This is a genomic window from Wolbachia endosymbiont of Armadillidium arcangelii (assembly GCF_040207875.1).
GTDB lineage: Bacteria > Pseudomonadota > Alphaproteobacteria > Rickettsiales > Anaplasmataceae > Wolbachia.
Window position 1 is genome coordinate 1,374,022 of record NZ_CP157942.1, and the last position, 25,044, is coordinate 1,399,065.

Below are 25,044 nucleotides of genomic sequence, written 5' to 3' on the forward strand. Positions count from 1 at the left end.
GCAGCAATTGTGCCTATAGAAGATGAAGTATAGCTCTTTTCATAATAGTACAAACGAGGTAAAATAAGATTTTATAGTAGTGAAGGTAAGTATGCCAGCAGCATATAGTTATGATTTAAGAAAAAAAGCAATGGAATCACTAGAAGAAGGATAAAGCAGAGAAGCAGTGGCAGCAAGATTTAAAATTGGAAGAACTACGTTATGGGAGTGGCAGCAAAGAAAAAAAGAAACAGGAGATTTTCAGTCAAAAAAACTTGGAAATGGAGGTTATAATCACAAAATTACTGACTGGAATAAATTTACTGAATTTGCTAAAAAATATGGTGGAAAAACTCTATCGGAAATGGCTAAGCTTTGGAGCAATGTTAGTATCCCAACGATTCATCGAGCTCTTAAAAAAATTGGACTCACACGCAAAAAAAGACATATGGATACAAAGAAAGGGACGAAGAAAAACGCGCTGAATTTTTGAAAATTATAGCAACAAAAGAACCTCAAAACTTAGTTTATATAGATGAGTCTGGCATTGATAACACCGAGGACTACCCTTATGGATATTGCCAGAAGGGACAGAGGTTTTATGCTCTAAAATCTGGTAAAAAAATTCAACGAATCAGTGTGATTGCAGCCTTAAACGGCAGAAAAATAGTTGTTCCGTTAACATTTGAAGGCCACTGTAATATGTTAATAAATGGTTTGAGCAGTTTTTGACACCGATCTGGACAAACTTTGATAATGCTACTTTTCATAAGTCTAATAAGATTACTGAATTTGCTAAAGGAGTTGGCGCAGAAATTTTATATCTACCGCCTTATTCTCCCGATTTTAACAAAATTGAGCATCATTGGTTTGCTATAAAAAACAGAGCTAGGAAAAACATCCCTCTATTCACATCTTTTCGTCATGCTGTTGATTCCGCTTTTCTATAAGCTTTTCGGATTATTATGAAAAGAGCTATAAGAGGTTGTCCACAAATCAAGAAATAAGTAGTATATAAAGGCAGAATATTGAGGTAAGAGATGAGGAAAAAATATCCAACAGATTTAAGTAAAAGGGAATGGTCCCGAATAGAAAAACACTTCAGGGTATCGTATAAGAAAGGAGGAAGGCCGCCAAAATACAGTAAGTGTGAGATACTGAATGCAATTCTTTATGTACTGCGCACAGGATGTCAATGGCGCAATTTACCACACGATTTTCCGTTGTGGAAGGCTGTGCATGAACAGTTTAGAAGATGGAAAAAGCAGAGGATTTTTGAGAAAGTGAACTATGATATCACTAAATATAGTAGGTCAAAAATGGGAAGAAGTGAGGAGCCAAGCGCATGCATAGTGGATAGTCAATCGGTAAAAATCACGGAAAAAGGGGGGTCAAAGGTTATGATGGTGCAAAAAAAGTAAATGGGAGAAAAAGACATATAATCACAGATACTCAAGGATTTGTGCTTGGTTGCTATGTAGGAGCTGCAAGCGAAAATGACAGAGATGGGGTGAAGATGGTATTGGACAATATGAAAGAAAAATACAGCAATATTAAGAAAATGTGGGCTGATATGGGGTACCAAGGAAAAGATTTAAAAACCCATATAGAGGAAGAACATGGGATAGATATTGAAATTGTGAAAAGACCTCCATGTAGGTTTTGGGTGCATAAAGATACACCACCAGAACTATTGCCACAACGGGATCCTGGATTTGCAGTACAACCGAGAAGGTGGGTGGTAGAGAGGACTTTTGCTTGGATCAATAGAAATAGAAGGCTATCAAAGGAGTACGATTTACTTACAACATCTACTGAAAGTTTCATATATCTGGCTATGAGTAAAGTTATGTTAAGTAGGGAATATGCTTGAATTTAATGGTTTGTGGACAACCTCTAATACCAAAATCCATTACTAAGCGAACAAATAAGAAACATTACAAACTCGTTTAATAGTAGTGCTGGAAATATTGACAATAAAATTACACAAAACATCTTCAAGTAAACCTATGGTATCGTAGATACTATTGCGTAAAGTATTGTATTTGATATATTGCCACAACCTTTCAACAGGATTTAGTTCCGGTGAATAAGGAGGCAAGTATATAATGGTAATGTTTTCCTGAATTTTCAAACTTTTTGATCTATGCCAACTTGCACAATCCATTACAAGAAAGGCTTCTTTCGTGCCTAAATCTTTCGACATCTGCTCCAGAAATATATTCATACAATCAGTGTTTACATATGGAGCAAGTAGGCTAATTTTCTTACCACTTCTTGGATTTACCGCACTGTAGATATAGAAATTTTGTCTACCAATTTTCATTTTAACCTGCGTTCTGAACCCTTTTTTAAACTATCCGTGTCCGATTTTTGAATGAGTTCCAAATCGTGATTCATCAAAAAAACACCTCCTTTTTAGGGTGGGAATTGACTATTTTATTGAAGTATCTTTTAAACTCTTCTTGCTTATTTTTATCTTGTTTATGGTGCATTGGCCTCGGTGTTATGTAAATCCTTTGTATCTCACGGTGCACTGTTGATTTGCTGATGTTTAGGCCAAATTCCTCTGAGATTTTTATTTGCACTTCCTTAATAGTAATATTTGGATTTCTTTCTACCCATATTTCAATTTGCTCACGTTGATTTTTGTTTAATTTGCTTTTTCTTCGCCGCTGAGACGGGGCAAATAATTTTTCTACTCTACCAAATTTTAGATGCTTTATCCATTCAGTCAAAGCAGTCCTTGAAATTTTACATATTCTTGCCACAGCGCTTATACTACTTTCTTTTCCTGCTATCACCGCTTGTAACTTTTTTGAAACATATGCGTTATTTCTGACCTTTTTTAACATTTCTTTCGCCAAATTTACAACTTTTTCGTCTAATAGTTTTGATCTTAATGCCATTTAAACCTCGCTATTTCACTTACTTTAGTATGACTTCTTTCCCATTATTATCTATCTGTTCTTTGTATAGCGGGAATTGGTATAAGAAAAATTTTAGTAGATGCTGGCTTGGAAATTTTTCAAAGTTTTGAGGAACAAATGACTAAGGTTATGGATATTTCTTGGAAGAGGGGGATTGAGAAGTTAGCGATGGATGCTGTATCTAGAGTAATAAATTATATTTCAGCTAATAGTAAGGAAGAAGGATTTTTCGTTAATCTTATAACTAAAGGTCTTATTTTAGGTAAATCAAAAAGTAACACACTTCCTCAGTGTGTGTTTCGCAAACCAGTGGAATTGTTAATTAAAAATATTGCTTCAGATGAATCAAAAAATAACCCATCTTTTGGTCCACTTACAACCACTTTTTAGAATGTATAGCACTCCACAAAATATGCCATACAAATCAACTTTTCTTGGTCTTGTTTTCTTCCTGCTGCTCTCCAGAATTAGCCTGATTTTTTCAAATTGCCCTCGACTTATATCACTTGTTTTGCATAGATATACCTCATTCTTAATCTATGCTTATTTTACCTCATCATCTAGAGATTCTTAACAGGTTCTTATATGATTATCCAAGAAGTCTAGTCTAAATTCAAGTTTTATCAATAGTCCTGGCGCTTAAATTTTTGATCAAAAAAGGACAAGTTTAGTAAAAAATAATGATATTATAAGTGGAACATAAAATAGTCCCACTGCAGTACTAATTAGGAGCAATAAAGTAGCTTTATCTGGTTGATAATTTAAAATGTTAGCAAGTATTACACTAGATCCAGAAACTGGAATAATAGCTAGCAATATCAGTGCTTTATATATGCTTTCATCGTATATACCTACAACATTTTTGTCTAGTAGAACAATTCCTAAGACAAATAATGGCCAGAATATATACTTTGCTACAATAGTGGTCAAAGCAAGCTTCCAATCTACTTTAAAATTTGTAATTTGTGCAACACTTACTCCAAGTAGCACCATTCCTAATGTAATAAATGTACTTCTGATATTTATCATAACATCTGTTAAAAAGGTAGGTATTTGTATATCGTATATACTTAAAAAAAAGCCCAGAATCATCGCATATAACGAAGGAAGTTTGAGTAACTTTAATACACATTCTTTTGCGGTATAGATACCATTTGCAGCTATATAAAATCCTAAGCTATTTTCAAACAGTGCCATTCCTATATAACAGACAACATACACAGACACTGAATCTTCATCAAATAAAGCCATGGCAATCGGCAGGCCAAAATAACCCATACTTGTGCTACCTGAGCTAAATGCTAATATGTTTCTCGTGTTGTCCTTAAACAAAAAAGAAGAAAGATAATACACTGATAAGGACATAGTGCTACCTATAAACCATATCAAAATCGGCAGAGAAATTACTTTTAAATTAACTTCTGTATGAGATACTCCATATAAAATCACTATTGGATTAGCTATATAAAAGAGTATTTGAGATATAGTATTTCTATCAATTTTAAGGTATTTTCCTGCTAAATAACCAATAAACATTGTAATATAAATAGGCAATATTTTTAGAAAAAGAGTAAGGAACATACTAGCCTATCGTGATACTTTTGATTGATAAAGTGATATTAGATCTTAAGGTATTATAAAAGTAAATAAAATTTATTTTCCAATTTATCCAGCTCATAGTTAATAAAAAAAGATTCACTTAGTGCCAAAATTTGTTTTTATATAGGACTTAAGAATAATATTTTCATAATAAAATTATGTTAAGTTTGTATAAAGCTTCTTGTATATTTTTATAAACCACTTGTAATAATTTAGGTGGACCGTTGAAAAAACACTCATCTTGCGTGGTTCTCAGGAATTCTTACCTTAATCATTAAAATCGCACCATTGCTTTCCCTAATTTTTTTAAAGCCAACTTTTTCGTAAACACGGATTGCACGAACATTCGCTGTATCTGGGTCGACAAAGGCATTTTCAAAAATTTTAAAGACAAATTCGTTTAAAAATATATTCAAAGCTTGTGGACCAATGCCTTTGCCCACATAATCCAGCTCTCCGATATACCAGTCTATAGCAGCACAGCTTTCTGGAAGCTCAGAAGTATCGTAGCCCTGCTCAGGTGGAAAATCATGTTTGTTATAGTATTGAATATAACCAATATCAACTCCGTCACAATTAATAATGAATGCATGCATCGGTTTTTCAATAATTTGTGTCTCAAATTTCAAACATTTGAATCCTTTAACGTAGTTGCTATATTTTTTCTCAATTAACTCTGGTGTCCAATTTATATCCGCATCCCACCATAGCTTTACGTGAGGTGTTTCTAACCATTTTAATAACAGTAAAAAATGTTCTTCTTTCAACGTTTTAAATGTGATATTTTTATTCATTAATTAAAAATCTCAAATGTTACTACCCTTTCTATTAATCCTATCTCTAATTGCCAAATTTATTGAAATTGACATTTCTATACCTAGCTTTCCAGATATAGTACGCTATTTTAATGTATCAGAAGGCACAATTCAATTAACTATCGCCTATAATTTTTTAGGCTTTTGCATAAGAGGGTTGTTTTTTGGTCCATTATCCGAATGCTATGGCAGAAGGAGAATTATGATCATAGGTAATACTTTTCTATTAATTGGTGCTGTTGGTTGTGTTGTTGCACCGTCAGTTTTTTATCTTCTAATCTCCCGCTTTATTCAAGGCATTGGTGTAAGCACATCTGTAGTTGTGTTTGCAATTATTGCAGACAGCTATAAAGGTGACAAAGCGGTGAAATTTATCGGGATCATGAATTCTGTTCTAACAGTTGTCATGGCAATTGCACCAGTGTTAGGCAGTTTCATTAACGAAATTGTTGGGTGGCGTGGCAACTATGCAAGTGTTGCAATACTTTGTTTAATCTCTTGGGTTTTGCTGCTTTTTCTGTTACCAGAAACAAAAAAGGACCGTGATATTTTTAGTCTAAAAAAAATGATGAAAGATTACAAAAAATTATTATCGAGTTCAAAATTTATGGTTATATCTTTAGTATATAATTTATCATTGAAGAAGCGCTTCAGCTTGAGACGGTAAAATTAAGGCACTCTCCTAAACGAGGTAGTCTGAATAGACTCCATCAATGGTTTAACCTTCACCTTCAAAACCATGCTAACCAACGGGCACTGTGGCACCATTGGGATATCGGTCATAACTGCAGAAGTGCTTCCTACGCAATTATACCAACAAATTACTAAAAACTTAAATTAGGGAGTTTCTTTTTGGTTTGACAGATTTTGCCTGTTCGATGCTTACCACACCATAATAACATAATAGACTATTTAAATAGTTAAGATAGAAATCTGAAAGTCTTGACCAATAATTATACAATGCTTGTTTACTGATTTTTAACAAAGTTTTTTCTAAAAAGTTTATTTAAGAAGAAGATTTTTTGGACAAAAATTTTTCAAATCCTGAATATATATTATATAAGCTTAAAACTTTATGATAAAAGCAATCCAAGAACAGAGTATGGAAATCTCTTTCAAATAAAATTGCTACTTAAAGCAGATAACAATTTGAAAAGATGTATGAAACCAGATAACAATGAAATCTTATTTTATGAGACAGAAGATGGAAAGGTACATATAGAGGTCAGGTTTGAAAATGACAATCTGTGGCTTACACAAAAACATATAGCTGAGCTATTTGGTAGTTCAAGTGATAATATTTCATTGCACCTAAAGAATATTTATCTAAGTAAAGAGTTAGATAAAAGTTCAACTACCGAAGAATTTTCGATAATTCAAAAAGAGGGAGAAAGAGAGGTAAAACGTAATGTAGTGTTCTACAATTTAGAAGCTGTTATATCAGTAGGCTATCGTGTTAGTGGCATAGCTTTTCGTACATGGGCAACCGATAAACTAAAGAAGTACATTTTTAAAGGCTTTGCAATAGATAGTAACAGGTTTAAAAATGGTACAAAATTTGATGCCAGGTTTTTTGACGAGCTAGTTGAAGAAATAAGAGAAATTCGAGCTAGTGATCGTATGGCTTACCAGAAAATTACAGATATTTATGCAACTTCAGTAGATTATTCAAATTGTGCAATTGAAACGAAAAATTTCTTTGCTGTAGTACAGAACAAATTGCATTTTGCCATTACCGGGAATACAGCAGCGGAAATTATAACAAATAGAGCAAATAGAAATAAACCAAATATGGGCCTAACAAATTGGCGAAAAGCACCTAAAGGGAAATATTTCTTTCTGATACACATATAGCAAGAAACTACTTAGATAGAAATGAAATTGCTCAACTGAATAAGATAGTGAATATGTATATAGACCACGCAGAGTTTCAAGCTGCTCGAGGTAAGGTAATGTATATGAAAGATTGGAAGGAAAAGCTTGATGCATTTTTAAGATTTAATGAGCAAGAGATATTAAAGAACTGCGGTAAAGTTTCTCATGAGGTAGCAATTGCCTTAGCTGCAGAAGAATATAAAGAATTCAGAAAAACACAAGATAAATCATACAAGTCAGACTTTGATAAATTGGTAGAAGAAAATAGAAAGAAAACTCTAATTAAGAAATCTCCTTATAAGTAGAAAAACTAAAGGTCTATAAGTATACAAAAAAGAAAATATGTCAATCCTAACACTCGACCTCGGCAAACAAACAGGCTGGGCAATTCTTACAGATGGAGTAATTCAAAGTGGTAGTGAAAACTTTCATGGTAGCCGTTTCAGTGGAGGTGTTCTTAAGTTTTCGTAGGTGACTCAATGAGATGAGGGAAAGATTTTCAGATATTGAAGCAGTGTATTTTGAGGAAGTAAGAAGACACCTTGGAACTGATGCTGCGCATTGCTACGGTGGTTTCCTTGCAGTGCTGTCTGCTTGGTGTGAAGAGAACAATATTCCCTACCAAGGTGTTAATGTTAAAACTATCAAACGCTTTATAGCTGGTAATGGTAATGCAAGCAAAAGTGAAGTTATTGAAGCGATACGTGAAAAAGGTTTTTCACCTCGAGATGATAACGAAGCAGATGCTTTGGCATTGATGTTTTACGTTAATAATTTTAGTAAAGATTTTAATATACTAGATAACACATAGGAAGTGGGTCCTTTCGGCCAGGCTGGCGGACTTGGTGGGTTTGACCCAAGGCCTTCTTTAGCGTCAGATATATTTTGAATATTAACTTTTTAATTAGTATAGCAATTATATGAATTTAGCAATCCACTATTATCCTACTCGAAGCCTAGTTGAATATGAGCGTAATCCACGTAAAAATGACGATGTGGTCAACAAAATGTGTGCTTCAATCAGGGAATTTGGCTTTCGTATACCAATAGTTGCAAAAAGCGATGGCACTGTGGTTGATGGTCATTTAAGACTTAAAGCAGCAAGAAAACTCGGTATGGAGAGTATTCCAGTGGTCTTAAGTGATAATCTAAATGAACCACAAACCAAAGCTTTTCGATTACTGGCAAATCAATCAGCTAACTGGGCAAAGTGGGATGATGATCTTTTAAAGGTAGAAATTCAAGAGTTAGAAGATTTGCAGTTTGATCTTAAAATGACTGGATTTGAATTGGAAAAAGTTCAAAACTTTCTTGATGATTTAGATGGTGAAAAAGAAGATCTTTCTGACTTAGTTGTTGATGACAAAAAAGTAGAAATAACAAAACCAGGTGATCTTTGGATTTTAGGTGATCATAGAATCTATTGTGGTGATAGCTCTGTAGTTGAATCATTTAAAGCAGTATTAGATGATAAAATGGCAGACATTACTGTTTGTGATCCTCCATATAACGTTGATTATGGTAGTAGCTAAGACAAAAAGATATTAAACAAGGTGAAAAGTATGAGCTTTTTCTCTATGGCATCTGTTCCCATATTTTAGCATATACAAAAGGTGCAATTTACATCTGCATATCATCATCAGAGTTTTCAACGTTGCAAAAAGTATTTGAGGAGGCAGGAGGAAAATGGTCAACATTTATCATTTGGGCAAAGAATCATTTTACGCTAGGCAGATCTGATTATCAAAGACAATACGAAGCAATGCTCTATGGATGGAAAAGGGGCAATAAACGTGAGTGGCATGGAGAAAGTGACCTCTGGTTTTATGATAAATAACTCACTGCACCCAACAATGAAGCCAGTAGAGCTAATGGAGAGAGCAATAGTAAACAGCAGCAGATCAGGAGACATAGTACTTGATCCATTTAGCGGTTCTGGAAGTACACTGATTGCATGTGAGAGAACAGGAAGAATTTGTAGGACAATAGAGCTAAATTTGTAGATGTAACCATAAAACGTTGGCAAATATACACAGGTAGGAAGGCAATTCTTTCTGGTACTGACAAAACTTTTGCACAAATTCAAGAAGAAAAACAGCAATAAAGGGGCAAAAAAAGTGGAAAAGATCACACAAACAGAATGGGCAAGAGAGATAGGAGTTTCAAAGTAATATGTCTGTTATTTAGTAAAAAAGGAATAATTGAGTTGGAGAATGGTTTGGTAAATAGAGAACAAGCAAATGAAGCGGTGGCAGCAATACGAGATCCAAGTCAGCCACTGAGGAGGAAAAATCCAGAAAACACAACTAATCTTTCTACAATGTTGCTAAAAACTCGAATAAAAAATGAAATGGAACGAGGTAAACTTCTTGAGGCAAAAGCTAAAGCTGAGATAGGAGAACTTGTAGCAGTAGAAGAAGTAAAGCGCGATGCATTTAATGTAGCAAGGGTTGTCCGTAATAATTTGCTTAATATTCCAAATAGAGTTTCAGCACTACTTGCATCACTGAGTGACACTGAAAAGATTCATATGGCGCTAACTGAAGAGATTACAAACTCACTTGAAGAATTATCTAATATTAAGTTTTAAATAATGTCTGCTAACTTAAGTTTAGAATTAATAAAGTGTCTTATTAATCAACAAGGAGTGGATGTAAATGTTAGAGGATTAAATGGGAAAACTCCACTACATTATGCAGTAGAAATTAACGAGCTTAGTATGATTGCTCTCTTGCTAAATAGGAAAAATATTAATCCACTAATTACTGATGATGATGGTAAAAGTGCCCTGGATTGTGCAAGAGAAGAAATATTATAAGCATTAATCAATCACAAATACGGATCAGAGGAAGATAGCTTACTGCACTTAGCTGCGATGTTGAATGAAGCAAATGCTGTAAGGTTTTTACTCAACAAAGGGGTTAATGTTAATGAGCAGAATGCTTTACTACATACACCGTTACACTTAGCATCAGGAGCTGAGCATGAAGAAATAGTAGAAATTTTAATTAGAGAAGGAAACGCGGATAAGGATGTTCTTGACGTGAGAAATCATGCAGCAATGCATTATGCAGTAAACAACAAGAAGCTAGAAGTAGTAAAATTACTTTCAAATCTTGGTGCAAATGTTAACATAGCTGGTAGCGGCAGAAATGCAATGAAATTATCTTCTTTGCATGTAGCTATAAGTAGTAGTAATTATGACGAAAAAGACTTATGTTTAGATATTGTAAGATGCTTAATAAATGTTCCTAATGCTGGAGTTAATTTACAAGACTATGAAAATAAAACACCACTACATTACGCTGAAAGACTTAAAACAGTAGAAGTATTACTAACCCGAGAAGACATAGATCCTTTGATTAAAGATGATAATGGCAAGACACCATTTTGTTATGCGAAAGAAGAGAAAAAATCTGAAATAGTAAAAGCTTTAATAAGTAATAGGTATGGAGTAGAGAAGAACAGTTTACTTCATTTAGCTGCAAAAAAAAGGATACGAGGAGTTCCTAGAAGCGATTTTGGAAGAGGGAGTTGAAGTAGATATTTTAAACAATAAAGGAGAATCAGTGATATATCTTGCGGCAATAAATAGGCATTTTAATATAGTAAAATTACTGCTAAAGAAAGGAGCAGATGCTACAGATGTTTTTCAGTACGCAATAACAACAAATAACGTAAAACTGATAAAGTTACTAAGCAAAGAAAAGGATATAGTTTTATTTGGAAAAAATGACAACTTTCCGACATTTCATTTATTGAGCAACAAGTATTTTGAAGAAAGAAAAATAGCAGATAAAAAAATAAAGAAATATAGCAGTATTATCTGTGTTTCTATAACAGTATGCGCAATAGCAATAGTAGGAATTTACCCTAACATTATAGCTGTGGTAATGGTGGGAATAGTTGCGCTTATAGCTGCAATAGCAATGAGTAATTTAATTCAAAAGTATATAGAAGAAGCGCTTGAAAAAAAATGTTTACTGAACTTGAAAGTGAGAAAACAAGTAGTCCTAATTTAAGTGATGTTATCTAATGATGGTGAAGAGCTAGTGATATGATATACGCCACATCTTTTTCTGAAGGTTTAAGACCAGATTCGTCGCTTAAAGTGTCAGAGTGGGCAAATGAGTATCGAGTTTTAGCAGCAACTGCAGCATCAGAGCCAGGAAAATGGAGAACGGAAAGAACTCCTTATTTAAAAGAAATCATGATCTCCGTCCTCACCAGCAGAAAAAGTAGTATTCATGAAAGGAGCGCAGATTGGAGGAACAGAAGCAGGAAATAATTGGATAGGCTATATTATCGATCAAACACCAGGTCCAATGCTGGTAGTACAGCCAACAGTTGAAATGGGAAAGCGTTGGTCAAAAGGAAGATTTGCGCCGTTAATAGAGAGTACGCCATGTTTAAAGAGTAAAGTAAAAGACCCAAGGTCAAGAGACTCAGGCAATACTGTACAAAGTAAGGAATTTCCAGGTGGAATAGTAGTAATAACCGGAGCAAATAGCAGTGTAGCACTGAGATCTATGCCAGTAAAATATCTCTTTCTTGATGAAATAGATGCCTATCCAGGAGATTCAGGAGGTGAAGGAGATCCAGTACTGCTCAGTTGTAATAGTTTAAACTTACATATGAAACGATTCCAGAACTCCAAAGTTATTGCGTAAGAGCTAAATGTCCCTGACAGCCCTTCAATCAAAACTCGAAAAAGTAGAAAGTGTGGAGCAGCCAGTCTTTTCTGAATCCAACACGAAAGGCTATGTTTAAAAAGGAATAAATATCAAGAAAGGAAAATAATTTCTTTAAAATGATCTTTTAATTATTAACTGAACTTTTCTAAATCCTCATGCTATTTCTCCTTGCTTTGAAAATACATCAATTTTTTTTACCCCGCCAAAACCTTCTTTTTGTTTAATAATTTTAGTTGACTTTATGAACACACTACTATTTCTTTCGAATTTTGCAGCTGGTCTAAACTATCAATTGGCCTCATAAGAGTAAACGGAGCATCTGATTCCTTTACTACACAATCTAATTGCTTAATAGTTTCACTTGACTCTATAGATACATTTCTTTCAAAATTTCCATCTTTTACAGCTTGTAGAATGCTTTTTCCTCCTAAAAGGCAATTTTCCCCTAAACTTGATTGACCTTTTAATTTGTCAAATTTTTCCTGGCTCTCTCCATCAAGCTTTACTTCTATTATATTACTATATTCAGCACTAGGACATAGATGAATACTAATCTTGCCTACTTCAGTGATAAAGGACATTTCAATGCCACCTCCTAAGACATCTGTATAATTTCTTTTTCCTCCTACATTTTCAACTCTTACTATACTCTCTCCAATATGAAATATATGGTGTCTAAAACTTAAATCTTTCACTTTTGGATTATTTATAACTTTTGCAGCCTCAACAGTGCTATCTTGCGAATATTTTATATAAAAATATCTATTATCCATCTCTGTGTGTAAAGCTTTGCCTTTGGCACTACTGTTTATAATACCTTCATATGCTACGCTTTTTAGCTTGTTATCGATTTCTTCACGTTCTGCAAAAATCTCATAACTGAACCCATAAGTTGCATACAATAACCTATTGTTGTAAAAGGAACTGCATTTTACTCTTCCACCTTTTAATAGTAAATTATTCATGATATTGCGTATAACACCTATATTTTTGTCATCTGATACACCTTCGTAGGTAGGAATACCTCTTATTCCCTTAGAAACTAAACTTGTTATAGTCTCACTATCGTCTGATAAATTCTCATAAGGTGGTAATCCCTTATGCTGTCGTATTCTATCAGGGATATTTCTTATTTCCTTAAAAATTAAACTTGTTATAGTATATCCATCATCATTACATTTTGAATTGAGCCTTATCCCTTTTTGCAAATATTTATTTGTTATGCATTCTATACGTTCTAAATCAGTGTTTGTAAAATTTTCATGCTTACCCCTATAGCCTTTTGCTACTATATCTTTTAACTCTTTACGAAATTCATCAACTAGACTTTTCTCACTCTTAGTCAGTGGTAGATCTAGCTTAATTAAAGCAGAGTCTCTTGGACTAATAGAGTAATGCCCATATCTTTTCCAGTATAAATCACTATCATCAGTTAAGCTATTATCAATTTCACTTTGATACGACAATGTATGTTTTACACATGTGTCAGCAATCTTCCCAGTTTCATGTCTCTGATCAAGGTCATAACATTCCGGACGATTACTTATTCCTTGGGCAAACAAACTATAATCATCTAAATCTGCTACGTCATTTTCAGAAGTTGGCTCTTCATCGCTATTACACTCAATTTTTGGCCATCCTGGCTCAGTACTTATTCCTCTCTTATGCTCTTGTTCGCTTACAACATGTTTTATTAACTCTGTACCCATACTGCCCCCTAGCCTAGATAGATGATATATTATGTACAATATATAATATGAGTCAAGTTAATTTTGACATAATATTTTTACTATTTTGCAATGTTTGAGTTTCTGTAGTAAGTTCAGGTGTTTACATAAACTTTCTTTTAACCTACCTGATAGAATAAACCTGCAATTATGACTTAGAGTGCTAAGTAGTACATATACCCAAAACTTATATTTTCTTTTCTTCCATTGAACTTGACACTTCCATAAACTTCACTAAAACTGACATCCTATTGCTGCATGAATTTTCTTTATTTGCTTTCCTCCTGAGTAGCTGCGCAGTTAACACATGAGTAAAAATTAACAAGAAAAACTCTTGCCTACCAACTTAATAGAAAATACCTCAATAGTTTTATCTATTCACCCCCGATTTGTGTACGTTTATATCACTCAGTCTTGAATCTGGCAGATGATCAGCTCGACCTACGGATTCTGAAGCTTCCATACTCATTTGACTGTATCCAGGCAAAGCCACTGCACCCTCTCCATACGATCTACCATAACTAGAATTAGAGTTTGGGTCATACTGGCTGCCACTGGATCCCTGCAATGCACCATAACTATGAGAGGCTGCCGCTTGTGCATTAACATCTACACCTCCAAATAGGGCTCGCATTTTTTGTAGTGAATGCATAGCGGGAAGTAAAGGAGCCCACTCTCCATCACCTCCTACGCGAATAGGACCATGCTGACTTTCCAAAGATGGCTGTGATCTCGCACCCATTCTATTACTACAAGGATCTTGCCGAGCCATCCTACTCCCTCCATGCATCAAGTAAGGACCAGAATGTGTGCTTACGTTCTGTTGATAAGCAGGATTACTCGGACCTCCATGACTTAAGTCTTTAGAACCAGAAGCCACTGGATAAAATTGACGATTAGAATTTGGGTCCAGCCCACTATTACATTGATCTACAGGCTGCAAAATTTCCATATCATGATCACTCAGACTACTTAACTGTTTCTCAACATCTTCATTACTAGGGAAAGATCCAGGATTTATATTACCAAATCTTCTAGAAAATGCAGTCATAGGAGTATCAGTAACCCTATCTTTACTTCCTGAATATTGCACGACTCCACCTTGGTTTACAGATTGCGAAGTCTCCCACGAATCAAATTGAAAAAGCGCAGGAGTTTCAGCAAGAGCTCTATCTTGATTTCTTAAGACTTCATATGGATCTGGAGTGTTTAAATTTTCACGATCCGCTCCATCAGCTTTAGATTTATGCATAATACCCTCATACGGTCCACCACGATCAGAAGAGACTGATACACCTGCTTGATGATAATGAGAGTTAGAGTTTGAGTTTGGGTCATACTGGCTGCCACTGGATCCTCGCAATGCACCATAACTATGAGAGGCTGCCGCACCTGCCGGACGATGTTGATAACTAGAAGAAGCCTCTGCGCTTCCTTGATAAGATTGGTAATGACTGTGCTGATTATCGACTTGACTTGCAGATCCTGAAGTTCCCATAGTCGCTTGACTAGGGTAAAGATTATACAGAGTCCTATTCTTAAGCTTATGAGCCGTTTTCTTCGTTACTTTACTAAGGTTAGAAGAGGCTTTTGAACCTTTTTGTGCATACTGACTAAAGTTAGAGTTTGGACCATGCTGGCTGCCACTGGATCCTCGCAATGCACCATAACTATGAGAGGCTACCGCACCTGCCGGATGATGTTGATAAAGACTAAAATTTGAATTTGGCCTATTATCAGCTTGACCTACGGATTCTGAAGCTCTCGTACTCACTTGAGTATGACGAGGTAAAGCCATTGCACTTTCTCCATACGATTCACCAAAACCGGAAGAAGTTGCCACATTTGCCTGATAACATCGATGAGAAGTTCCTACACTTCCTTGATAAGGTACCATATTACCAATACCAACACTACGCAATCTTGAAATTGCACAATCACTAATACTATTCAGCTTTGCCTTTCCATCAAGAGAAGTATCACTAAAATAAGTAAGCATTTTAAGACTAGGGAGGTGCTCGTCTTCCTTACCATAAATTATGGATTCTATACCTATGTCAGAGATATCACAAGCAGCTAAATTAAGTTCTATAAGATTTGTCAAATTACCTTGAGCTAAAGCCTTTGCACCATCATCACCAATATCATTATGACTTAAATTAAGTGAAAAAAGACCGCTAAGATTACCTCTAGCTAAGATTTGCACACCTTGCATTCCGATCTCAGAATTACTTAAAGTAAGATGCCTAAGATTTTTCAAATTACCATTAGCTAAGGCAAAAGCGCCCCCATCACCAACCTCATTATCTCTTAAATGTAGCTCATCAAGCCTTGTCATCACACTTCTAGCTAACGCACTTACACCTTCTGGACCGATCTGATTGCAACATAAAGCAAAATATTCAAGATTTATCAAATTACCATTAGCTAAGGCTCTCGCACCTCGATCACCAATATCATTATTATTATCTAATTGAAGATGCTCAAGATTTACCAAATTACCTTTAGCTAAGGCTTCTACACCTTCATTACCAATATTATTATTATCTAAGATAAGTGAAGTAAGATTTATCAAATTACTTTTAGCTAAGGCTTCTACACCTTCATTACCAATACTACAATTATGTAAAATAAGCTCTGTAAGATTTGTCAAATTACCACTAGCTAAGGCTTCTACACCTTCATTACCAATACTATTACTACTTAAAGTAAGTGAAGTAAGATTTGTCATACCATTAGCTAAGGCTCTCGCACCCATATGACCAACTTTAAAATTGCACACATCGAGAATTTCAAGATTTGTCAAATTGCTATTAGCCAAGCACTCTAAAACCTTATGATGAGCAGGGGAACAATTTCTTAAATCAAGCTCTACAAGACTCGTCAAACTAGCTAAAGCTTCCATTTCTGAGAGAGTAATTTTTTTCCGTCTTACATCCCCTACTCCCTTCGCGTCTATAACTAACTTTCGAATACCTGGATAATTTTTTTTTAAAGAATCTACTACTTCTCTGATATCAGCAAGACAATTTACTGTAAAAGCACCATCTTCTACACAACCGTCAAAATCCATTTCACCTCCAAATTAACTACTAAATACATTATACCGATTCTCACTATTAGCAGATCAAATAAGCAGCATTACTTATTATGCCTTACTACACAACTAGATGCTAGTATATATTCTAATAAAATAATAATTCAATTAAAATATACTAGGAACTAGCAAAAAAGTCTAATCCTTTCTCAAGAATAATTTGATAAAAGGAAGCTAAGCTTAAGGTATGAACCTCCCTAAGCTCACCCCTAACTTGATGCATACGTTTTTTTGAACACTTTTTTAGAATTTTTCATGGAACTTATACTTTCTTTTTTTCTACACTCACTTTTCTTTAACGTTGGCTTTCCAATTTCTAGTTTTAAACGCTTCCTTTTGTAAAGTAAGACCAATTTCTATACCATGTGTAAAAAATAGCTTGTTGCTTATACCTACATCTTCTCTTCTTGCCACACTTTCCTGCGGACCAGAGTATGTGATAATTCTTGGCCTCCTACCAGATCCACTGCCATTAAGTTAAGAGAAAGAGAAGTTAAGATTGGACAAAAAATTTGAAGCGATTGATAATTATGGTAAATACTAGGGTGAATTTTTAAGAAAAGGGAGTCTGAAAAGTGCAAGTTATTTAAAAAAGTAATAATTGCAGGTTATTTTGCAAAGAATGTACTAATGCAATGATACTGAAAAGATATCTTGAATTTAAAACACATGTTTTCTAGCTCTTTTCTGGTAGTTGAGTGAACGAATATCAGATATCTTATGACGATCAACTCTTCTCCCTTTTCTTACCACTAAAGTGTTCATCAAAAATAACTGTGATAGTCGATCCATAATGCAGTCTATGTCTGACTCTGTAGAAAAAATATCAAAGGCTAAGTTTTTAATCGCATTAAATGAGACAGATTTATTGATGCTTTTTTTTAGTTTACTATTCTGTGCGCTCAACGTCTCTTCATCATCTTCTATCATGATACTTTCTAGATTACTGATGAAGATAGTTGACCAAAAATCCTACTTGATAGTTTCAATACTTTTTCCTGTGAAATTCTCTAAATTTAATCTTCCCTTCAGCCTAGAAAAAAATGTTTCTACTCCCCAGCGCAAGTAATATAATCTCTCAAACTCTTCGACTGTAAAACTTTGCTCATCTAACAGAGATGTTACTAACACTTCAACTTCTCCAGAAGAAAGTATTATTTTGACTAACCTGAATTTCATCTCATCAGGTAATCCTAGCTTTCGTAGCTGTCTTGCTACTTTAATAGGTGCGGTAGACACTACCACCATACTAGATGGGCTTTCCGGCTTAAACATAGCGTTTATTTCATTGAAAGACGAACTTGGACAGCGAATTATATAATTGATTTTCCTTCCTGTAAGCTCAGCAAGAAATCGATAAGATACGTATCCTCTATCACAGATTAACAAATCGTCTGATTTTATGGATTCAAGCATACCGATCGCTAAATCAACCTCATAGCTGTCACCTCTACTTAGCTGTAATAGTTTAGATTTGATCTGACAGGTTAATAAAGTAAGATAAAAATACAAACAAATTTTAAAGGAGTGTCAGATATGAGTACAACACAAGAAAAAATACTAAAACCAAAGTTAGGATTGCTAGAACTTGCAAAGCAATTAGGAAATGTATCACAGGCGTATGGGATATTCAAGGGATACATTTTACCGCTTCAAAGAACTGTATGAAACAGGAGGAGAAGAGGCTTTACACGAGATAAGCAAAAGCAAGCCATTGTATGCAAATAGAGTGTCGGAGGATATAGAAAAAGCAGTAGTTGAAATAGCAATAGAGTTTCCAGTATACGGACAAGAAAGAGCAGCAAACGAACTGAAAAAGAGAGATCTCTGCAAGTGGAATAAGATCAGTGTGGCAAAGAAACGATCTTGAAAACTTTAAAAAGAGGTTAAAGGCATTAGAAGCAAAAGTAGCTCAGGATGGTATCATTTTAACAGAAGAACAGATAACAGCTCTAGAAAAGGCTAAGGAAGAAAAAGAGGCCCATGGAGAAATTGAAACAGAGCATCCAGGATACTTAGGTAGCCAAGACAGTTATTATGTTGGTAATATCAAAGGTATTGGACGAATTTACCAGCAAACCTTTGTTGATACCTATTCCAGAGTTGCTTTTGCTAAGCTTTACACAGAAAGGACTGCTATCACAGCTGCAGATCTTCTTAATGATAGGGTAGTACCGTTCTTTGATGAACAGATTGCTACGTGTTTTGACGGATCGTGGTACAGAGTATTGTGGCAAACCTGAAAATCACAGCTATATTTAGGGGTAGAAAATATTGATCATTCTCGAACCAACTCCACAGACTAATGGCATATGTGAAAGGTTCCACAGAAGATGAATGTTACAATATTATCTTTAGAAAGAAAATTTACACCTCTTTGGCAGAACTTCAGTTAGACGTAGACCATTGGGTGCATTCTTACAATAGATCTAGACCACATTCAGGTAAATATTGCTATGGCTATGCAAACCTTTTTTGATAGTATGCATATTGCTTATCAGAAAAATATTGATAGCATTAAACAGGATGCTGATATCGGTTTTCAATTCTTCTGTCAGATAATTCATGCCTGTCAGATCAAGTCTAAACTATTACACATTAAGTTAAGGGAAAGTGATGGACTGTATTGTAAAATCAGGTAAGATCCACAAATTAAAAGAAGTAATGACATGAGTAAAAAAAAGAATAATCATGTTTATAAAAAATAAATTGATGAGTTTAAACTTTATAAACGCACACAGAGCATCCTCAAAAGACTTCTCACGAAAAAGAAAGCTGCCCTTCATTAATGTATTTCTCCTGATTTTTAGAAAGAGTGTAAAGTCATTACAAGTAATGCTTAATGAGTTTGTTCTGCATACAAGAAAAGATTACACAATTACGGCAAGTGCATTTACTCAAGCAAGAAAGAAGCTAAAGCATACTGCGTTTTCAGAGTTAAATGATGATATAGTTTCCCTATACTACCAAGATCAGGAATTTAAAACCCACCATGGCTTCAGAGTACTTGCATTTGATGCTTCAATACTGATTCTGCCAAAGAGCGACAAAATAATAGGCGAGTTTGGCTCAAGAGCAGTATGGAATGGAATCCAGAGATTTGAAGACTATACAAGTGCAACCTTTGAAGTTTGCTACGATGTGCTAAATAATATTGCAATAAAATCTGCGCTAAGTAGAGGTGACAGCTATGAGGTTGATTTAGCGATCGGTATGCTTGAATCCATAAAATCAGACGATTTGTTAATCTGTGATAGAGGATACGTATCTTATCGATTTCTTGCTGAGCTTACAGGAAGGAAAATCAATTATATAATTCGCTGTCCAAGTTCGTCTTTCAATGAAATAAACGCTATGTTTAAGCCGGAAAGCCCATCTAGTATGGTGGTAGTGTCTACCGCACCTATTAAAGTAGCAAGACAGCTACGAAAGCTAGGATTACCTGATGAGATGAAATTCAGGTTAGTCAAAATAATACTTTCTTCTGGAGAAGTTGAAGTGTTAGTAACATCTCTGTTAGATGAGCAAAGTTTTACAGTCGAAGAGTTTGAGAGATTATATTACTTGCGCTGGGGAGTAGAAACATTTTTTTCTAGGCTGAAGGGAAGATTAAATTTAGAGAATTTCACAGGAAAAAGTATTGAAACTATCAAGCAGGATTTTTGGTCAACTATCTTCATCAGTAATCTAGAAAGTATCATGATAGAAGATGATGAAGAGACATTGAGCGCACAGAATAGTAAACTAAAAAAAAGCATCAATAAATCTGTCTCATTTAATGCGATTAAAAACTTAGCCTTTGATATTTTTTCTACAGAGTCAGACATAGACTGCATTATGGATCGACTATCACAGTTATTTTTGATGAACACTTTAGTGGTAAGAAAAGGGAGAAGAGTTGATCGTCATAAGATATCTGATATTCGTTCACTCAACTACCAGAAAAGAGCTAGAAAACATGTGTTTTAAATTCAAGATATCTTTTCAGTATCATTGCATTAGTACATTCTTTGCAAAATAACCTGCAATTATTACTTTTTTAAATATAGCTCTTTTCATAATAGTACAAACGAGGTAAAATAAGATTTTATAGTAGTGAAGGTAAGTATGCCAGCAGCATATAGTTATGATTTAAGAAAAAAAGCAATGGAATCACTAGAAGAAGGATAAAGCAGAGAAGCAGTGGCAGCAAGATTTAAAATTGGAAGAACTACGTTATGGGAGTGGCAGCAAAGAAAAAAAGAAACAGGAGATTTTCAGTCAAAAAAACTTGGAAATGGAGGTTATAATCACAAAATTACTGACTGGAATAAATTTACTGAATTTGCTAAAAAATATGGTGGAAAAACTCTATCGGAAATGGCTAAGCTTTGGAGCAATGTTAGTATCCCAACGATTCATCGAGCTCTTAAAAAAATTGGACTCACACGCAAAAAAAGACATATGGATACAAAGAAAGGGACGAAGAAAAACGCGCTGAATTTTTGAAAATTATAGCAACAAAAGAACCTCAAAACTTAGTTTATATAGATGAGTCTGGCATTGATAACACCGAGGACTACCCTTATGGATATTGCCAGAAGGGACAGAGGTTTTATGCTCTAAAATCTGGTAAAAAAATTCAACGAATCAGTGTGATTGCAGCCTTAAACGGCAGAAAAATAGTTGTTCCGTTAACATTTGAAGGCCACTGTAATATGTTAATAAATGGTTTGAGCAGTTTTTGACACCGATCTGGACAAACTTTGATAATGCTACTTTTCATAAGTCTAATAAGATTACTGAATTTGCTAAAGGAGTTGGCGCAGAAATTTTATATCTACCGCCTTATTCTCCCGATTTTAACAAAATTGAGCATCATTGGTTTGCTATAAAAAACAGAGCTAGGAAAAACATCCCTCTATTCACATCTTTTCGTCATGCTGTTGATTCCGCTTTTCTATAAGCTTTTCGGATTATTATGAAAAGAGCTATAAGAGGTTGTCCACAAATCAAGAAATAAGTAGTATATAAAGGCAGAATATTGAGGTAAGAGATGAGGAAAAAATATCCAACAGATTTAAGTAAAAGGGAATGGTCCCGAATAGAAAAACACTTCAGGGTATCGTATAAGAAAGGAGGAAGGCCGCCAAAATACAGTAAGTGTGAGATACTGAATGCAATTCTTTATGTACTGCGCACAGGATGTCAATGGCGCAATTTACCACACGATTTTCCGTTGTGGAAGGCTGTGCATGAACAGTTTAGAAGATGGAAAAAGCAGAGGATTTTTGAGAAAGTGAACTATGATATCACTAAATATAGTAGGTCAAAAATGGGAAGAAGTGAGGAGCCAAGCGCATGCATAGTGGATAGTCAATCGGTAAAAATCACGGAAAAAGGGGGGTCAAAGGTTATGATGGTGCAAAAAAAGTAAATGGGAGAAAAAGACATATAATCACAGATACTCAAGGATTTGTGCTTGGTTGCTATGTAGGAGCTGCAAGCGAAAATGACAGAGATGGGGTGAAGATGGTATTGGACAATATGAAAGAAAAATACAGCAATATTAAGAAAATGTGGGCTGATATGGGGTACCAAGGAAAAGATTTAAAAACCCATATAGAGGAAGAACATGGGATAGATATTGAAATTGTGAAAAGACCTCCATGTAGGTTTTGGGTGCATAAAGATACACCACCAGAACTATTGCCACAACGGGATCCTGGATTTGCAGTACAACCGAGAAGGTGGGTGGTAGAGAGGACTTTTGCTTGGATCAATAGAAATAGAAGGCTATCAAAGGAGTACGATTTACTTACAACATCTACTGAAAGTTTCATATATCTGGCTATGAGTAAAGTTATGTTAAGTAGGGAATATGCTTGAATTTAATGGTTTGTGGACAACCTCTAACTTGCACTTTTCAGACTCCCTTTTCTTAAAAATTCACCCTAGTATTTACCATAATTATCAATCACTTCAAATTTTTTGTCCAATCTTAACTTCTCTTTCCCTTAACTTAATGGCAGTGGTATTGGATCCCCTTGTTTCAAGTACTTGAATCATATGGATTTGAAGTAAAATTAGTAAACGCAAAATATGTTAAGAATGTGCCTGGAAGAAAATCTGATGATTGCCAGTGGTTACAACAACTGCATAGCTATGGACTGCATTTAGACCAGATAATCAAATTTGTGTATTACGCAGCTACGCTAGACAACGAGATAACCTAATAAAAAGTGCAGCAGCACACATTCAACGTATGCAAAAAGCGTTAATTCAAATGAGCATTCAATTGCATAAGGTGATAAGCGATATAACAGGAGTTACTGGCATGCAAATTATTAAAGCAATACTTGAGGGTGAAAGAAATCCAGAAAAATTAGCTGAATTAAGAGATGGACGAATAAAAAATGATAAATCTACCATTGCAAAAGCATTAACTATAGAGAGGAACACCTGTTTACACTAAAACAAGAGTTTGAGCTATACAATATTTATCAGGAAAAAATAGCAGAATGTGATAGAAGTATTGAAGGATATTATAAAACATTTGAGACAAAGTCAGGTGGGAACAAGCTATGTAATAAAATAAAGCGTAAGTCTACAAAACATAGGCCAAATTTTGCTATACACGAAGAACTGCATAGAATTACAGGTAGGGAAAAGTTCCAGGACTTGATGTAGTAACCATACAAACAATAATTTCAGAAACTGGCATAAACCCTAATAGATGGCGGACAGAAAAACACTTTTCATCGTGGTTAGCCCTGCCAATAAAATTACAGGAGAAAAAGTGTTTAGCACAAGAACGCGTAAAGTCATTAATCGTGCTGCAAATGCATTTCGAATAGCTGCTCACTGTGTATCAAGAAGCAACAGCGGAATAGGTGCGTACTGTAGAAGAATAAAGAGACGACTAGGTGCACCAAAAGCAATCACGGCTACCGCAAGAAAACTAGCATGCATTTTTTATAGTATGCTAAAGTATGGGTAAGAATATGTTGAAAAAGGAATGAACTATTATGAAACACGTTACAAAGAGAGAGTTAAAAAAAACTTGATCAAAAAAGCACAGGAATTTGGCTACATCTTAGTTCAAAAAGATGAACTGGTTGAGGGAGTTTCTTAGAAGGCTTACTTTTCGTTTTAAATGGTAACGTATGGGGTTATATATGATCAACAACTTTCTTGGAATTGATGTATCAAAAGATCGCTTTGATGTTTTTCTTTCATTCATAAGTAAAAAAGAAAAGCGTGAAACTAGGAAAAGGAGCTTTAAGAACGATGATCTTGGGTTTCAAGGTCTGCTGAGTTTTCTACAAAAGCATAATGTGGAAGAAGTAAAGGCATGCATGTGGTTGTTATAGCGAAGCTTTGGCTGAATTTCTGCACAATGCTGGACATTTTGTTAGTGTTGTAAATCCTTATTGTATTAAATCTTATACAAGGAGTAAGCTCGTAAGACAAAAGAATGATCAGACTGATGCAGAAATTATTGCTGATTATTGCCAAAGACAGGAACCAACTCGTTGGACACCACCTTCTTCTGAAATGAAAAAATTAAAACATCTTTATCGTTGCTCAGTTGCGTTAAAAGAATTAGTAAATAACCACCTAGAAAAAAAAGAGAGACTGCCTAAAGAAGTTGCAAATGCTTGGGAGGATCTTGCAACGAATATAGTTAAAAAAATAGAAATAATAAAAAACTCCATACGCAAACTATTAAAGCAGCACAAAGAATTGTTGGAAAATTTTCAGCTTCTATTGACTATTCCAGGAATAGGAGAGGAATCAGCAATAGCTATTTTAGCTGAAATCCCTGACATAAAAGCTTTTAGAGATGCCAGGCAATTGGCAGCATATACAGGAGTTATACCGAAAAATATAACATCAGGTTCATCTGTACATTCTAAACCAAGATTAAGTAAATCAGGTTACAAACATTACGTAAGGCCCTTTTCTTTCCTGCCATAGTAGCCAAGAATCACAATCCTATCATTGTGAGTTTTTGCCAAAGACTAAAGAAGAAGGGTAAGCATAATATGGCAATTGTGGGAGCGTAAGCTACTCCATATCATTTTCGGTATCCTGACATCCAAAAGTGCTTTTGATCCAAATCATATCAAGAATTACAGAACTAGGATGTTGACTGTAGTTTAAAATCAAAAAATGCTTCCAATCCATTCAACATATTCACTAACTGTAATCTGTGTACTGTTACACAATCAGAAGTATTTTTTGATTTTATGATACAGCTTGAGTAATTTTTTTGTTGACTAGCAAGACGGTTGTAAGTTGGAAATATGATATAAAAGAAGCAAGAAGGAAGGTAGCTCTATAAAA

At 34.8% G+C, this 25,044-nt stretch carries 14 protein-coding genes and 13 pseudogenes; 19 read left to right on the forward strand and 8 right to left on the reverse strand.

Translation table 11 applies throughout. The features are described 5' to 3' along the window. Window positions 1-91: 91 nt before the first annotated feature. Both ABLO99_RS07005 and ABLO99_RS07010 read left to right on the forward strand, forming a co-directional pair. Window positions 92-929, forward strand: a pseudogene (locus ABLO99_RS07005) (IS630 family transposase). 90 nt (window positions 930-1,019) lie between these two features. Continuing rightward, a protein-coding gene (locus ABLO99_RS07010) for an IS5 family transposase (RefSeq protein WP_349967383.1) occupies window positions 1,020-1,852 on the forward strand; the annotation gives its coding sequence in 2 pieces (ribosomal slippage) (window positions 1,020-1,386 and window positions 1,386-1,852; 834 coding nt in all). 42 nt (window positions 1,853-1,894) lie between these two features. Here ABLO99_RS07010 and ABLO99_RS07015 read toward each other — a convergent pair. Then, window positions 1,895-2,888 (reverse strand): annotated as a pseudogene (locus tag ABLO99_RS07015) (IS630 family transposase). Window positions 2,889-2,996: 108 nt separating this feature from the next. Here ABLO99_RS07015 and ABLO99_RS07020 point away from each other — a divergent pair. Further along, window positions 2,997-3,299 (forward strand): hypothetical protein, encoded by a 303-nt coding sequence (locus ABLO99_RS07020; protein ID WP_349967385.1) that lies wholly within the window; start codon window positions 2,997-2,999, stop codon window positions 3,297-3,299. Here the strand turns inward: ABLO99_RS07020 and ABLO99_RS07025 are convergent. From ABLO99_RS07025 to ABLO99_RS07035, 3 genes and pseudogenes are all read right to left on the reverse strand, one after another. Continuing rightward, window positions 3,279-3,446 (reverse strand): annotated as a pseudogene (locus ABLO99_RS07025) (transposase); the annotation flags it as partial. The gene ABLO99_RS07020 and the pseudogene ABLO99_RS07025 overlap by 21 nt on opposite strands. 114 nt (window positions 3,447-3,560) lie before the next feature. Continuing rightward, window positions 3,561-4,490: an AEC family transporter gene (locus ABLO99_RS07030; RefSeq protein ID WP_047759695.1), complete on the reverse strand. Its 930-nt coding sequence runs from the start codon at window positions 4,488-4,490 to the stop codon at window positions 3,561-3,563. 254 nt (window positions 4,491-4,744) lie between these two features. Next, entirely contained in the window at window positions 4,745-5,302 is a 558-nt protein-coding gene (locus ABLO99_RS07035) for a GNAT family N-acetyltransferase (RefSeq protein ID WP_047759694.1), read from the reverse strand. Between the two features lie 16 nt (window positions 5,303-5,318). Here ABLO99_RS07035 and ABLO99_RS07040 point away from each other — a divergent pair. The 10 genes and pseudogenes from ABLO99_RS07040 to ABLO99_RS07075 form a co-directional block, all read left to right on the forward strand. Then, window positions 5,319-5,957, forward strand: a pseudogene (locus ABLO99_RS07040) (MFS transporter); the annotation flags it as partial. A gap of 527 nt (window positions 5,958-6,484) precedes the next feature. Beyond that, window positions 6,485-7,177, forward strand: a complete 693-nt coding sequence (rhuM, locus tag ABLO99_RS07045) for a RhuM family protein (protein WP_349967386.1) — start codon at window positions 6,485-6,487, stop codon at window positions 7,175-7,177. Window positions 7,178-7,212: 35 nt separating this feature from the next. Further along, window positions 7,213-7,503: a RhuM family protein gene (gene rhuM / locus ABLO99_RS07050; protein ID WP_349968511.1), complete on the forward strand. Its 291-nt coding sequence runs from the start codon at window positions 7,213-7,215 to the stop codon at window positions 7,501-7,503. A 37-nt stretch (window positions 7,504-7,540) separates the two neighbouring features. Further along, window positions 7,541-8,009: pseudogene (locus tag ABLO99_RS07055) on the forward strand (crossover junction endodeoxyribonuclease RuvC). A gap of 109 nt (window positions 8,010-8,118) precedes the next feature. After that, window positions 8,119-9,302 (forward strand): annotated as a pseudogene (locus tag ABLO99_RS07060) (DNA modification methylase). A gap of 13 nt (window positions 9,303-9,315) precedes the next feature. Further along, window positions 9,316-9,788: pseudogene (locus ABLO99_RS07065) on the forward strand (hypothetical protein). 3 nt (window positions 9,789-9,791) lie between these two features. Next, a complete protein-coding gene (locus ABLO99_RS08725; RefSeq protein WP_410543669.1) occupies window positions 9,792-10,016 on the forward strand; it encodes an ankyrin repeat domain-containing protein in 225 nt (74 codons plus the stop codon). Between the two features lie 57 nt (window positions 10,017-10,073). Continuing rightward, on the forward strand, window positions 10,074-10,736 hold the full coding sequence (locus ABLO99_RS08730) for an ankyrin repeat domain-containing protein (protein ID WP_410543670.1): 663 nt from the start codon (window positions 10,074-10,076) through the stop codon (window positions 10,734-10,736). Then, window positions 10,720-11,220, forward strand: a complete 501-nt coding sequence (locus ABLO99_RS08735) for an ankyrin repeat domain-containing protein (protein ID WP_410543671.1) — start codon at window positions 10,720-10,722, stop codon at window positions 11,218-11,220. The genes ABLO99_RS08730 and ABLO99_RS08735 overlap by 17 nt, the downstream gene beginning before the upstream one ends. A gap of 35 nt (window positions 11,221-11,255) precedes the next feature. Next, window positions 11,256-11,841: pseudogene (locus ABLO99_RS07075) on the forward strand (phage terminase large subunit family protein); the annotation flags it as partial. Between the two features lie 290 nt (window positions 11,842-12,131). Here ABLO99_RS07075 and ABLO99_RS07080 read toward each other — a convergent pair. From ABLO99_RS07080 to ABLO99_RS07095, 4 genes and pseudogenes are all read right to left on the reverse strand, one after another. Further along, window positions 12,132-13,601, reverse strand: a complete 1,470-nt coding sequence (locus ABLO99_RS07080; protein WP_349967387.1) for a hypothetical protein — start codon at window positions 13,599-13,601, stop codon at window positions 12,132-12,134. Between the two features lie 388 nt (window positions 13,602-13,989). Further along, on the reverse strand, window positions 13,990-16,692 hold the full coding sequence (locus ABLO99_RS07085) for a hypothetical protein (RefSeq protein ID WP_349967389.1): 2,703 nt from the start codon (window positions 16,690-16,692) through the stop codon (window positions 13,990-13,992). Window positions 16,693-17,001: 309 nt separating this feature from the next. After that, window positions 17,002-17,130, reverse strand: a complete 129-nt coding sequence (locus tag ABLO99_RS07090; RefSeq protein WP_349966893.1) for a hypothetical protein — start codon at window positions 17,128-17,130, stop codon at window positions 17,002-17,004. A 246-nt stretch (window positions 17,131-17,376) separates the two neighbouring features. Beyond that, window positions 17,377-18,201 (reverse strand): annotated as a pseudogene (locus tag ABLO99_RS07095) (IS4-like element ISWpi18 family transposase); the annotation flags it as partial. Window positions 18,202-18,252: 51 nt separating this feature from the next. Between ABLO99_RS07095 and ABLO99_RS07100 the strand changes: the two are divergent. From ABLO99_RS07100 to ABLO99_RS07125, 6 genes and pseudogenes are all read left to right on the forward strand, one after another. Further along, window positions 18,253-19,358 (forward strand): annotated as a pseudogene (locus ABLO99_RS07100) (integrase core domain-containing protein). A 49-nt stretch (window positions 19,359-19,407) separates the two neighbouring features. After that, window positions 19,408-20,685, forward strand: a complete 1,278-nt coding sequence (locus ABLO99_RS07105; protein ID WP_349967391.1) for an IS4-like element ISWpi18 family transposase — start codon at window positions 19,408-19,410, stop codon at window positions 20,683-20,685. A gap of 138 nt (window positions 20,686-20,823) precedes the next feature. Beyond that, window positions 20,824-21,661: pseudogene (locus ABLO99_RS07110) on the forward strand (IS630 family transposase). Between the two features lie 90 nt (window positions 21,662-21,751). After that, window positions 21,752-22,584, forward strand: a protein-coding gene (locus ABLO99_RS07115; RefSeq protein ID WP_349967383.1) for an IS5 family transposase whose coding sequence is annotated in 2 segments (ribosomal slippage) — window positions 21,752-22,118 and window positions 22,118-22,584 — 834 coding nt in all. Because the reading frame shifts where the segments join, the coding sequence is not laid out codon by codon here. Window positions 22,585-22,730: 146 nt separating this feature from the next. Further along, a pseudogene (locus tag ABLO99_RS07120) lies at window positions 22,731-23,830 on the forward strand (IS110 family transposase); the annotation flags it as partial. Window positions 23,831-23,873: 43 nt separating this feature from the next. Then, window positions 23,874-24,861: pseudogene (locus ABLO99_RS07125) on the forward strand (IS110 family transposase). Window positions 24,862-25,044 lie beyond the last annotated feature (183 nt).